A 12623-nucleotide genomic window follows, 5' to 3' on the forward strand; every position below is an offset into this window, starting at 1 on the left:
GCTTAGTTTGATAGGTGATGATATTGCCCTTGTGCCCACACGCCCAGGGGTTCGTACACATGTTCCCGGCCCAATACGGCCATGTCGAGCGGTTGGCCGCCGCTGACCGACAGCAGGGCATACAACTGTTTGAAACCCTCCTTCAGCCGCACCATCCGGTTGTCCGCATCCGCCAGCCACCACCCATCGCCGAACTCCACCAGCCGCAGCTGCCCCACGATGTAAGGGCGCTCGCCGTCGAAAGGCAGGACGCGGTATACCGCCGCGGCGGATTCCGTTACTTCCAGCCAGCCTTTGCAGGCAGTGTAGGAGGCCTTTGCGCGGGTGGATTGCTGTTCCCGGATCACCGCACGCAATGGTGCGGCAGAAGGAAAGAACACCAGCTCCGCCCGGATGTGCATCCCCGCGCTGAGCGAAAACGCCAGTCCCTGTCCCCGCACGCTGAACTGCAATACCAGCGCATACCGTTGCGTGGCGGTACCATACAGCCAGTTTTTCTCCACGAGGAGGTTGTCTTCTTCGCTGGTTTGTTTGCCCAGCACGATCCAGGTGTCGGCAACACCGCGTTGTGATTTGAGAGTTTCCTGGTTTTGGGTGAAGCCCGTTCCGCTGCGGATATCTTCCGCCAGGTCTTCCGGCAGCGCGTTCCTGTTGAGGAAACCCGTGGCTACGAGATACATGCGGCAGAGCTGGTCCATAAACCGGCTTTGCCAGTCTTCGCGATAGAAACCCACGGTCCCGAGGTTCCTTACCATCCCGGCGAGCCCCGGCGCTTTGGCGTCGATCATCCGCCGGGCCATGTCCGAAAAGAAAGCAGGGTCTTTTTCCGGCATCGCAAGAATGCCGCCGCGTACGATATCTTTCATCCAGCGGAGCAATTCGGCGATGCCATCTTCCACCTGCTGTTCCCGCGTTTCCTTCCTTTTCACCTGTGCCGTGGCATCTGCGGGTTTGGCAACCGCTTCGGTTTTCTTTTCTTCCCGCTTCGATCTTTTCTCCATCCATTCCGCCACCCATGCCGGCGCCGTGCTATCCGTAAACGAAGCGGCATGACGGGCATAGAGGAGCATCAGCCCCAACCCGTGCTTGCAGGGAAATTTCCGGCTCGGGCAGGAGCATTTGAATGCGATATTGGAAAGATCGACCTGCGTTTGGTAAGGCTTCGAACCGCTGCCCTGGCACTCGCCCCAGAGCGCGATATCGTTGATGCCTTTGCGGGCCCATTTGGAAGGATTGGCCAGTTCCCTGCCGGATTTCCGGGACGATTCGTCGGGCGCAAGGGAAAGTATTTGGTCTTCTGTCAGTTGCAAGGGAATCTTTTTAAAATTGGCGATAGACAAACAACATCATCCATCCGAAAATAGATAAAATAAACAACATTGATCAACTTATGACAATGAATGCATTGCAACATCATAGCGGCTGATCTGTCGTAAAATTAATCGGGGAAGACGCAGGGTATCTGCGCAGCGGCGCATCATCTTTCCAGAAAAAAATTTCAAAAAAACTGCGCCAAAAGCTTGACTCTACCCTTACGTCATAGCCTATATTTGCCCGAAAGGTATTCAACCCGATGAAAGACAATTATTCTGTAAAGCAGCTCTCCCGGCTTGCAGGCGTAAGCGTGCGCACCTTGCACCTGTACGACAGGATGGGACTGCTCAAACCGTTGGCCCGTACCGCGGCCGGGTACAGGCAATACGGCCACCAGGAACTGTTGCGGCTGCAGCAGATCCTGTTTTACAGGGAGCTGGACTTTCCGCTCAAAGACATTCTCGATATCCTCGAAGATCCCGCCTTCGACCTGAAGGAGGCCTTGGAAGGGCACCGGAAAGCGCTGCTGGCGCGGAAAGACAGGATCGACACATTGGTAAGTACCATCGACAAAACATTGGTCACCCTTAAAAACAACGACATGTTACAGGTAGAAGATTTATATGAAGGCATCCCCAACGAAAAGGTGGAAGCGTACCGCAACGAAGCCATGGCGAAGTGGGGCAAGGACACGGTGCTGTCTGCCGAAGCAACGCTGCGCAGTTTCAGCAGGGAGGAAATGAAATCCCTCCAGACCGAGCTCCTCGACATCAACACCCGCCTTTCCGTGATGATGGGAACCGATCCCACAAGCGCGCCGGTGCAGCAATGCATCGCAAGGCGCTTCGAGATCATCCTCCTGCTGAGCGGCGGAAAAATTGAAATGGGCAAACTGGAATACTTCCGCAAACTGGGCGAACTGTATGTGCAGGACAACCGTTACACGCCCGTAAACGGCATGCCCAGCATGGAACTGGCGCTGTTCATGAAAGCGGCGATGGATTATTACATCGCGCAACAGCCGTAATATTTTACTAAAATTGACGGCCGCAGGTAATACGCCTGCGGCTTTTTCATGTCATGACCAGCGGCGCAATCGTGCCATCGGGCATGTAATGCAGTTCGTCCACGCACACCGACCTGCGGTGGCTGCCGCCGCCGGGAAGCGCGCCGTTGTGGTAAAAGAGCCACGACTTCCCCATGAAATCCAGCGTGGCCGGGCGGTTCGTTTCACTGTTAACGGCTGGCCCGCAAACGATGCCGCGGAATTCCCAGGGCCCGTGGATGCTCCTGCTCATTGCATACCCGATCTGCTCGGGCTGGCCGTAGCCATACATGAGGTAATACCAGCCGTTCTTTCTGTATAGATGACTGCCTTCCATGAATTGCGGCAGACCGATGGTCCGGATCTCGCTTTCCAGTGCCGTGAAGGATGCGTTGAGCTGTGCAAAATGACAGACCTGGTGCCCCCAGCAGATGTAAGCCTTTCCATCATCGTCGATATAAACGGTGGGATCGAGGTTTTCTTTGTCATTGTGCAGTTGCGGCAACATATCTCCCGTAATCAATGGTGCGCCGATGGCGTCGTGCCAGGGCCCCCCGGGCGAAAGCGCCTTCGCCACTCCGATCGCCTTCCCCGGAATATCGCGGTGCGATACGGCTACGAACCAATAAAAAGCGCCGCCATGCGCGATCACTTTGGAAGCATACGCATCGCCGGAAGCCCAGGAAAAATCAGTTGCCTTCAACGGCGACGGCCGGTCATCCCATGCTTTCAGGTCGGTGGAAGTGAAACACAACCAATCCTTCATCACATAATCATCTACGTCCGGCGGCGGGTCGTCGTGGCCGGTGAAAAGGTACACCGTGCCCGCGTGTTCCAGTACGGTGGGATCGGCGGTGAATTTGTGGCGGATGATAGGATTGGCTGCCATGGTATTCAATATTTCTTTTGACAATTTTCACAGTAAAACTTTCTCCTTTTCGTTTTACCCATGTATGTTTTGTGCAGTGGAATTTTGCAGCGGGGGCATTCTTTTTTTGTATGCACATGCCAGTTCCGCTTCAGCACGCCTTCCTTCTTCCAGTTGTAAAAACGAAAAGCAAAACTCACCATCTCGCGGACCAGCTGCCGCCTTTTCTCTGCCGGCAGGTTGCCCACCTTGCTGCCGGGATGTACCCGGATCAGCCAGGGCACTTCGTTCTTGAAAATATTACCGGCGCCCGCGAAGATGGTTTGGTCGAGGATCGCGTCACACAGCAGCGTGCCGGGGATGTCTTTCAGTTTGCGCAAGGCTTTACGGGCATTCCATTCATCGTTCATGATATCGGCGCTCCAGTCGTATATTTCATCCAGCGGTTCGTCGAGCATTACGACGGAACCGGCGTAGAAATTCACTTCCCCGTTTTTGAACTGCAATTGCAACCGCGGGGGTGTTTTCTTCCTTTCATTGACCAGGTAAGTGCCGAACAGCAGGAAATGCACCCGCACGGTAAACCGCGGGAAACAGAGCAGGAAATGCTTGCCCCAGGTCCGGAAGCGGACGGGCTTGTTTTCCAACTGCTGTACGTCGAACGACTGTACCGTTCCGCTGGCGGACAGCACCTTCTTTCCTTCGAACGGCGCCAGGGCTTCTTTGAGAATTACGATGGAAGGTCCTTCAGGCATACACACCCTCCATCAAACAACGGGCCACCGGAACGCGAAGTATTGTTGTTCCGGATTTGCTATTTTTGGGCTTCAAATCATTACAAACTATTCAAAACCGGCATGAAAGAACAACTCGCCACACTGATCCAGGGACTGAAAGCGAACACCGTTACCTTCAAGGAAGTGATCGCCTTCATCGAAAACTATTACAACCACCAGCCTACCGCGTTCAGGAACGGCGATGCGTATAACGAAGCCACGCAGAACCAGGGCAGCGCCAAAGTATTCGCATTCGCGCAGCTCAACAACCTCGATGCGGAAGATACCCTGTTCCTGTTTGCGGAACATTACCAGGCGGTATTGAATACCCCTGACGGCGCCGACCACCAGAACATCCGGCAGTTCATGCAGCATGGCTGGGCGGGCATCGCGATGGAAGGAACGGCACTAACCGCCAAATAATCTTTACCGGCCGATATCGGATGTCCCCCGGGAGCGCATGCTGCCGGGGGATATTTTTTTACCTGCCGCCGCTAACGTCAATGAAACTGCCGGTCGTAAAAGCGCTTTTGTCCGAGGCCAGCCAGAGAATAGCCTCGGCCACTTCAGCCGGCAGCCCGCCGCGTTTGAGCGGCACCCCGGCTTTGACACGGTCTACCCGCCCGGGCTCTCCCCCATCCGCGTGGATTTCGGTGTAAATGAACCCGGGCCTGACGGCGTTCACGCGGATGCCTTCTTCCGCAACTTCCTTCGCCAGCCCGATGGTCAGCGTATCGATGGCGCCTTTGGATGCGGCGTAGTCGGTGTATTCGCCGGGAGAACCTGTTTTAGCGGCTACAGACGATACGTTTACAATGGTACCGCCTCTTCCCCCATATTTCAACGACATGCGCTTTACAGCTTCCCTGGCGCAAAGAAACGGCCCGGTGATGTTGGACGCGAAGATGCGTTGGAGCCGGTCTTCCGTCAGTTCTTCCAGGCGCATTTGGCGTTCCAGGATGCCGGCGTTGTTGACCAGCGCGTCCGGGGTGCCGAAGTGTTTGTCGCAGGCATCGAATAATGCCAGCCGGTTCGGAGGAAACATCGGCGCGGATGGCCTTTGCGGTCCCGCCGTTGCGTTCTATTTCATACACCACGGCATTGGCGGCAGTTTCGTTCCGGTGAAAATTTACGGCAACGGCATATCCTGCGCGGGCGGCCAGCAAAGCAGTGGCAGCCCCGATTCCGCGGCTGGCGCCGGTAATGATCATTACTTTCATCGGTTATCGGTTGATATTGGATTTCATTTTCGTCAGTTCACCCAGCAGGCGGGTGCGCGGTATGGCATTGGCCAGTCCCATTTCCTGCGCCATGCGGGCAACGGCCAGATTGAGGGTATCAATTTCCGTAGGGCGCTTTTGCAGGATGTCCTGGTAAGTGGAGATCAGCTGCCCGTCGGACATGCGGGAGATCATCAGCACGCTTTCCTCCACTTCTCCCAGTTCCAGCTCCACACCTTTGCTTTTTGCTATGTCGAGGCATTCGGCAATCACCTGGCGCGCCAGGTCCATTACTTCCGCATTCCGGTGGAAGATCCCGTTATCGGTTTCCAGCAGCGGGCAGATGGAATTGAAGACGCAATTGGCGATGGCTTTCTTCCAGATAACGGGCTGGATGTTCGTTTCTGCGCGGAATGGGAACAGCGGCGTGCTGATGCGGCCTGCCAGTTCCGGTAATACCTCCGCATCACCTTTCATTACCCCAATTGGCGAAGGGGCTACGGGTTTAAAGCGAAGGCTCCCGTCTTCCGCAAACTGGCTTGTTGCAAACAATACACAACGGTAAACGGAAGGGAAGCCCATTTCCAGGAAAGGCTGCTCCACTTCCAACCCGTTTTGCAGGAGCACGAGGGGCCAGTGGCCGGTTTTGCCTTTCAGCTGCCCGGCGAGCGCGGCATTGCCGAAGGATTTGTTGGTAAGGATGACAGGCCCTTCCAGCGCCGGGAACTGCTGCGGGGAATCGAAGCGCACCGCGGCCTGGAAGGCAGTTTCCGGGGTTGTGACGTGGATGGGCCGGACGGTGGTTGCCTGGTGAAGTGTACTGCCGCGCAGCAACACCACTTCCCGGCCATGCAGCGTAAGCGCGGCGGCCAGCACCTGCCCGATGGCGCCCGCACCGATGATGAACGTTGTTTCCATGGATGGGGATTTGTTCCAGGCAAATATGGGGAGGATCGGATAACCGGCAGCATGTCAGTTCCGGAAATTTCGGGCAGATCAGATGCCGCTATTTCCGGGGTTTGGAGCCGTTCCAATCCATCCAGAGCGCCGTGGCGCGGAATCCGCCCTTGGAGATATATTGCGGACGCATGTTTTTATACCGTTCCAACGTCTGCACCGCTTTATTGTACAGCGTGGAATCCTGCGCGCCCGGCTGGTGACCTTTGGGCATCGCGTAGGTGAAGTATCCTGATTTGCCGGCGAATACAGGAACCTGGAAGAAATCACGGGGTACGAGCTTCTTAGCCGGGTCCGCCTCGGTTTTCAGCGTCGATTCCACGAAGAAATCCACTGCATAAGGCGGGTACCCGAACAGGTAACCATATGCACGGTAACGGTCGGGCTGCCGCTCGAATTCGATCGCCGTAAGCACCACCGCCGGATCCGAAGCTGCCGTGAAACCCCACTGCCCGAAGAAAGCGGCATGCTCCCGGAGCACCGCTGCAAAACGCGCCTTGCGCACCACGTATATTTCCATGCTCCGCTGCTGCTTGCTGGTCATGTTGAAAGGAATGAGCACAAACTGCCAGTCGCCCCGGCTCAGCGACCGGCACAGGCGCTGGTATTGATCAATTTTATCAAGAACAGCCAGATCTTTCACTACCTGGACGTCGCCTTCGGCCATGGTGCTGTCCTTCGCAATGGGGTACCATAGCAGTTTCAGGCTGCTGATGGGTTTGAGGGTATCCAGCAGGGAATATACCGCCTCGTGATCCAGCCCGAAAGCCAGCACACTGTCGGCCAATGCACGATCCGCCGCAGGGATGCCCGCCATCTTCCGGCTGGGTGTGCAGGAAAACCCGGCCGCCATTATCATGAGTAACAATAATCGTTTCATGCACGCAATATAGTGCAACAATGTTGCATATTGTAGCATATACATTTCATCCTCCCCAAATTAGTTGTCACAACATCGATAAAACCGCTTCAAACCATCAACCACACTGCATTTCGCAATTCATTCAAAACACTGTATTTTTATTTTGAAAAACCTTTTTACTGCTGACACACCGTTGTCATAACCCTTCCGGAAATTTGATGATCACCGCTTTTGTAGTAACCGCAAATGCACAACCCACAAAACCTGACAATATGTTAACTGTACAACCCTTCCAGATCGAAGTTCAGCAACCTGTATTGGACGACCTCCAGACCCGCCTCCGCCAAACCCGCTGGCCCGACGCGCCCGACGACATCGGCTGGAACTACGGCACCGACCCCGTGTTCCTCAAAAGCCTCGTCGATTACTGGCAAAACGGGTACGACTGGCGCAAGCACGAAGCCGCCCTCAATCAATTCCCCCAATTCACGGCGGAGATCGACGGCGCCACCATCCACTTCCTGCACATCACCAGCAGCAACCCCAACGCCAAACCCTTGCTCCTGCTGCACGGATGGCCCGACAGCTTCTACCGCTACCACAAGGTGATTCCCTTGCTCACCAAAGACTATGACCTGGTCATCCCTTCCATCCCCGGCTTCGGCTTTTCCAGCAAAATCGCCATGACCGACGACGGCTCCGCCCGGGTATTCAGCAAACTGATGCAGGAAGCGCTCGGCTATCCCACTTTCTTCGCCGCCGGCGGCGATATCGGGCAAGGCATCGCCAAATCCCTGGCCAACCTCTTCCCCGGAACTGTATCCGCCATCCACCTGTCCGACGTAGGCTACCCCGACGGCTCCGAAGACTGGAGCCAGATGTCGCCGGCCGAACAGGCATTCGGGCAGTTCATCCAGGGCTGGTGGTACCGCGAAGGCGCGTACGCCATGCTTCACTCTACCAAACCGCAGACGCAGGCCTACGGCCTCAACGATTCCCCCGCCGGCCTCGCCGCCTGGATCATCGAAAAGTTCAACACCTGGCGCACGCCCCAGGGCACGCTGGAAGACAACTTCACGAAAGACGAGCTGATCACCAACGTCATGATTTATTGGGTCACCCAAACGATCAATTCTTCCATGCGCACCTACGCCATCGACACACCGGAGAAACTGGCCTCCAGCCAGAAAGTGATGGTACCCACGGCCGTAGCCATCTTCCCGGGCGATGCCCCTACCCCGCGGGAATGGGCGGAAAGGAGAGTCAACCTGCAGCGTTTCACGCAAATGGAGAAAGGTGGTCACTTCGCCGCCCTGGAGGCACCGGAGATCTGGGCCGGGGAAGTGGATGCGTTTTTTAAGAGTATTCCCGCGAAGTAAATTCCATCATAGAGCATTACACAAAAAAGGCGGCCCGCAAATGCAGGCCGCCTATCTATTTTGCGATGTTGAATGATTAGAAACGGTATCCGAAAGTCATGCGGAAGTTCCTGCGGGCTTCCACGATGTAGGTGTAGTAGCCGGAAGGGCTTGTCGGCAGCGTGGCTTGCGTGAGCAGCTTGCGGTTGTCCAGCAGGTTGTTGACCAGGAGGCTCACGTTGTATTTGCCCACCTGGTAGTTCAGGCCGCCGTCTGCCCGGAAGTAATTCGGGATATTGGAAACCCGGGTGTTAGTGCCTACTGCGCGTTCCGCCTGCCATTGGATGCCGCCGGATACGCCGAACCCTTTCAGCGGGCCTTTCACCATATGGTAGTTCAACCATGCATTGGTCACGTGTTTGGCGGTGTTGGGCGTGATGTTGCCAACTTTTTTATCCGCTTCGTTTACGATGGTGGGAGATTCACGGGAGATCTTGGAATCGGTGAGCGCGTAGTTTAGGGTCACGTTCAGGCCAGGGGTGATTTCACCGTTGATATCGATCTCCACGCCTTTGGTCGTGGTTTCTCCGAGCTGGATCTGAACGGCATTGCCGCGGCTGTCGACCAGTCCGGTGTTCGTTTTATCATTTACCCTTTTGATCTGGTACACGGTAGCGGAAGTGCTGAGGCGGCCCTTGAACCAGTCTCTTTTCACACCGAACTCGATATCGTTGCCCTTCGCCGGATCGAAGGCGTTGCCGGAAGAATCCAAACCTGCCACAGGAACGAACGACTGGTCGTATAATGCATATACGCTGGTGTTTTTATCAATGGAATAGCTCAGGCCTACGCGGGGAGAAAAAACGTTGTCCACTTTATCGGCATTGCGGTTGCGGCCGGTGGTAATCGCCTGTGTGAAACGGCCTGCCAGCGAAAGGCGGAGGTTATTGTCGAAAAAGCCCAGTTCATCCTGTACATACCCTGAAACATAGCTTACGGAAGAGATGTAATCGGAGCCGGCCGCGCGTTGGCGTACACTCCGGCTGCGGTCGAGTTTCGGCATACTGTCGAAGGGAATACCGTATTTGGGATTGTAGACGTTGAATATCTCGGTTTTACCAAGCCGGACATCGTTTTTCAGCGTACGGAAATCGCCCCAGAATTTCTTGACGCCCATATCTACACCGGCGAGGATGCGGTGGCGTACGGAACCGGTGTATTCTTCGCCTGTCAGCGAGAACTGGCCAAAACGGTTTTCGCCGGCTTCATCGCCCTGGCTGACGTAGCGGATCATATTGCCGTTTTCCTCAATGCTGCTGGGCCACATGCTGCTGCCTTCCATAGCGAAGTTGAAATAGGCTACCTGTGCGTGTGCTTTCCATTTATCGCTGAACGCGTGATCGAAGTACAGGTAAATGCTGTGATCTTTCAGCGTGCTGGGTTCCAGGGCGGGATCCTGGTAGAAGAAATCGTTTCGGATGTTTTCGTCGAGCAGCTTGCGTTTGGAGAAGGTGTAATTGCCGTTGCCGAGGTATTTGGAGGCCTGGTAGGTGTACTCCAGGGTGAAGGAAGTTTTGTCGTCGAGCAGGTATTTCACGGAAGGTGCTACTACCACGCGCTTGCTGTAATTGTATTTGGTGAAGAAGTCTTTTTGCTGGCCGGCGAGGTTAAGCCTGTAGAGCCATTTGCCGTCTTTGCTCAGTTTGCCGTCGAAGTCGAAGGCAGCGCGGTAGGTGTTGAAGCTGCCCATGCTAAGGTTAACGGCGTTGCGGGTTTGGCCGGTGGGCTTTTTGGTCACCACGTTATAGAAGCCACCGGGTTCGCCGGCAGCCAGCATGAAGCCGGCGGGGCCTTTTACGAATTCGATGCGTTCGATCATGGAAGCGTCTTCGGCGGTGGGGCCCCAGCTTTGTTCGATGTTCATGCCATTGCGGAATGCGGGGATTTTGGAACCGCGCATACGGATATTGGCGTATTGATTGTCCCAGTGGCCCGTGCGGGTGGCGCCGCTCACGTTGCGGGTGATGCCATCCACAATATCGAATACCTGCTGGTCGGCCAGCACGGTGGCGGATATCACCTGGATATTCTGGGGCACTTCGAGGATGGGGGTTTGCAGGCGGAGGGAGCCGGAAACGTTATCCACTTTGTATTTATTCCTTTCGCCGTTCACCACCACTTCCTGCAGTTCGGCATGGGAGGCTTCCAGCTGGATGCTGATGGTTTGGATCTCGTCGTCTTTGAGGTCTACTTCCTGTTCCACTTTATTATAACCGATGAGGTACACCTGCACGGTGTAACGGCCGGCATTGAGCTTCCTGAAAACATATTCTCCTTTTTCGTTAGTCATGCCGCCCCGGTTCTTTTCCTTCAGCTGCAGGGTCACGAAGCCGGCGGGGGAGCCGTCGTTGGTCACCACCTTCACCTTGATGGCGGAAAGGGGTTCTACTCCGGCCATTGCAGGCAAAGCGCAAACGAAAGCGATAATGGCCGTTGCCAGGATGGCGATATAGGTAAGTTTGATTCGCATATAGAATTATTAAAGAAATGTTAAAACCCGGCCGCAAATGTAGCGCGATGCCCCTGTCGCTCGCGACTCGTATCGGGAAAATGGTTTACGCAATGCGGAAAAAGAAGAATTTCGAAACGCGGGCGCATTCGCACATATTGGGGCAGTTGAGGAATTGGGGCACCCGCCAATTTAAACCTGTTGGAAATTTTGAGTATATTGATTGCCGTTATCCCGGGGGTATCAATCCCGCATTCTATCATCCTTAAACAAAAATTCCCTCGCACAATACCTTATGAGATCCATAACGACGAAAATCACCATTGCTGCGCTTCTATTCCTCTATCCGCTGGCTACTGCGGCCCAATCGGATGTTCCTGTACTCCACGCCGGGACGATCAACGTCAGCGGTGAAGTAACGATCCCGGAAAAGCTCCGGAAAGACAGTACCTGGCTGCATCTGACGATCCCGCAAGTATTCACGGGCGAATACAAAGTATATAGAGCCCTCCTCGATCGCAACGGCCGGTTTCAGCTGAAAGTCAATACCACGACAAACATGGTGAGAGGCATCGCCGGAACGGACATCAACCAGGAATCCATAATAACCATCCTGCTGAAGACCGGCACGGAAAATAAAATCACATTTGGATACGACGAAGAAGGCACGGTCAACAAAGCCCGCGTCAGCGAGTTTCCTGCATTCACGGAAGATGACCTGCTGTTCAGCCAGCGGAAATTCGACGATGTGATCGCTTACAAATCCGGGAAACAGCGCGAAGTCCTGTTCGACAAACCCTTCAGCAGCTACGTAAACTATGCCAACAACGTTATCGCAGACAGGCGTTTCCTGCTCGATAAACCGCCGTTTGTTTCCGACAGGATGAAAGACATCCTCTTTCGCGAGTATTCCCTGGCCTTGATTTTTACACATGTGTTCTATTACCGTTCCGAAATGGTGAGCAATTACAAATACTTCCATGCCGGAGTATTGCCGGACAGCGCTGTAATACAGACGCCCGTCCGCCAGGATTACGCTTTCCTCAAAACCCTCGACCTGCGTAATCCTCTTTACCTGATGAATTATACTTACCCGGCATTCGCCAGAGAAATGTTGCAAAATGAAACGCTCAACCTGCCGCCTGTAGGGGAAATGCCTGTGCGCGACTGGCTTGCGCAGGTAAAATCGCTCCTGCGCCCGCTGCTGGGGTTTGATGAGGGCCAGTTCTATGACATCCTCGCCGGTAATGCATTCGGATTGCAATTCGAACAGGAAGTAAAGCCTTTAACTTCCGTCCAGGAGGAAAACATCAAAAAATATTACAAAGGGAGCGACATGCAAAAGATCCTCCTTCGCCGGAACCAGGAAATCGTTGAGCGCGCGCGGCTGAAGGATGCAGTGGTGGTCCGTCCCACACCCGCAGTATCTCCTGACAGCCTGATGTCCGCCATTATTTCCCGGTACAAGGGGAAAACGGTGGTGGTTGATTTCTGGGCTACCTGGTGCGCCCCCTGCCTGGAAGCCATAGAGGAATCCCGGTCTTTGAAAAAAGAACTGGCGGGGAAAGACGTCGTGTTTATCTACATCAGCAATCCATCATCCCCCAAAAAGCAATGGGAGCAACATATCCAGGGCATCGGCGGGGAGCAGTATTACCTCACGAGAGGAGAATGGGAGCATATTATGGACACCCACAATTTCAGTGGGATTCCC

General features: G+C 54.7%; 10 protein-coding genes and 1 pseudogene. 4 read left to right on the forward strand and 7 right to left on the reverse strand.

Annotated features, from left to right (window positions below; all coding sequences use genetic code 11):
* Positions 1 to 2: 2 nt before the first annotated feature.
* A complete protein-coding gene (locus Q0510_RS06775; RefSeq protein WP_298709431.1) occupies positions 3 to 1310 on the reverse strand; it encodes an SWIM zinc finger family protein in 1308 nt (435 codons plus the stop codon).
* Between the two features lie 263 nt (positions 1311 to 1573).
* Between Q0510_RS06775 and Q0510_RS06780 the strand changes: the two genes are divergently transcribed.
* Positions 1574 to 2341 (forward strand): MerR family transcriptional regulator, encoded by a 768-nt coding sequence (locus tag Q0510_RS06780; protein WP_298709433.1) that lies wholly within the window; start codon positions 1574 to 1576, stop codon positions 2339 to 2341.
* 46 nt (positions 2342 to 2387) lie between these two features.
* Here Q0510_RS06780 and Q0510_RS06785 read toward each other — a convergent pair whose 3' ends face one another.
* Both Q0510_RS06785 and Q0510_RS06790 read right to left on the reverse strand, forming a co-directional pair.
* Positions 2388 to 3248, reverse strand: coding sequence for a family 43 glycosylhydrolase (locus Q0510_RS06785; RefSeq protein ID WP_298709435.1), 861 nt, complete (start codon positions 3246 to 3248; stop codon positions 2388 to 2390).
* Positions 3249 to 3253: 5 nt separating this feature from the next.
* Positions 3254 to 3982 carry an endonuclease gene (locus Q0510_RS06790; RefSeq protein ID WP_298709437.1) on the reverse strand — a complete coding sequence of 243 codons (729 nt, stop codon included), beginning with the start codon at positions 3980 to 3982 and terminating at the stop codon, positions 3254 to 3256.
* A gap of 102 nt (positions 3983 to 4084) precedes the next feature.
* Here Q0510_RS06790 and Q0510_RS06795 point away from each other — a divergent pair, with 102 nt between their 5' ends.
* Positions 4085 to 4426, forward strand: coding sequence for a HopJ type III effector protein (locus tag Q0510_RS06795; RefSeq protein WP_298709439.1), 342 nt, complete (start codon positions 4085 to 4087; stop codon positions 4424 to 4426).
* 58 nt (positions 4427 to 4484) lie between these two features.
* On the opposite strand, the pseudogene Q0510_RS06800 reads toward Q0510_RS06795, so the two are convergent.
* The 3 genes and pseudogenes from Q0510_RS06800 to Q0510_RS06810 all read right to left on the reverse strand — a co-directional run bounded on the left by Q0510_RS06800 (position 4485) and on the right by Q0510_RS06810 (position 7060).
* A pseudogene (locus Q0510_RS06800) lies at positions 4485 to 5223 on the reverse strand (SDR family oxidoreductase).
* A 3-nt stretch (positions 5224 to 5226) separates the two neighbouring features.
* On the reverse strand, positions 5227 to 6141 hold the full coding sequence (locus tag Q0510_RS06805) for a ketopantoate reductase family protein (protein WP_298709442.1): 915 nt from the start codon (positions 6139 to 6141) through the stop codon (positions 5227 to 5229).
* Between the two features lie 88 nt (positions 6142 to 6229).
* A complete protein-coding gene (locus tag Q0510_RS06810; protein ID WP_298709444.1) occupies positions 6230 to 7060 on the reverse strand; it encodes a hypothetical protein in 831 nt (276 codons plus the stop codon).
* 254 nt (positions 7061 to 7314) lie between these two features.
* On the opposite strand from Q0510_RS06810, the gene Q0510_RS06815 reads away from it, so the two are divergent.
* On the forward strand, positions 7315 to 8421 hold the full coding sequence (locus tag Q0510_RS06815) for an epoxide hydrolase family protein (RefSeq protein ID WP_298709446.1): 1107 nt from the start codon (positions 7315 to 7317) through the stop codon (positions 8419 to 8421).
* A gap of 76 nt (positions 8422 to 8497) precedes the next feature.
* On the opposite strand, the gene Q0510_RS06820 is transcribed toward Q0510_RS06815, so the two are convergent.
* Positions 8498 to 10930, reverse strand: coding sequence for a TonB-dependent siderophore receptor (locus Q0510_RS06820; protein WP_298709447.1), 2433 nt, complete (start codon positions 10928 to 10930; stop codon positions 8498 to 8500).
* A 274-nt stretch (positions 10931 to 11204) separates the two neighbouring features.
* Here Q0510_RS06820 and Q0510_RS06825 point away from each other — a divergent pair.
* Positions 11205 to 12623: TlpA disulfide reductase family protein (locus tag Q0510_RS06825; protein WP_298709448.1), on the forward strand; the 1419-nt coding region annotated here is incomplete at its 3' end.

Source organism: uncultured Chitinophaga sp. (genome assembly GCF_937874145.1).
Classification (GTDB): domain Bacteria; phylum Bacteroidota; class Bacteroidia; order Chitinophagales; family Chitinophagaceae; genus Chitinophaga.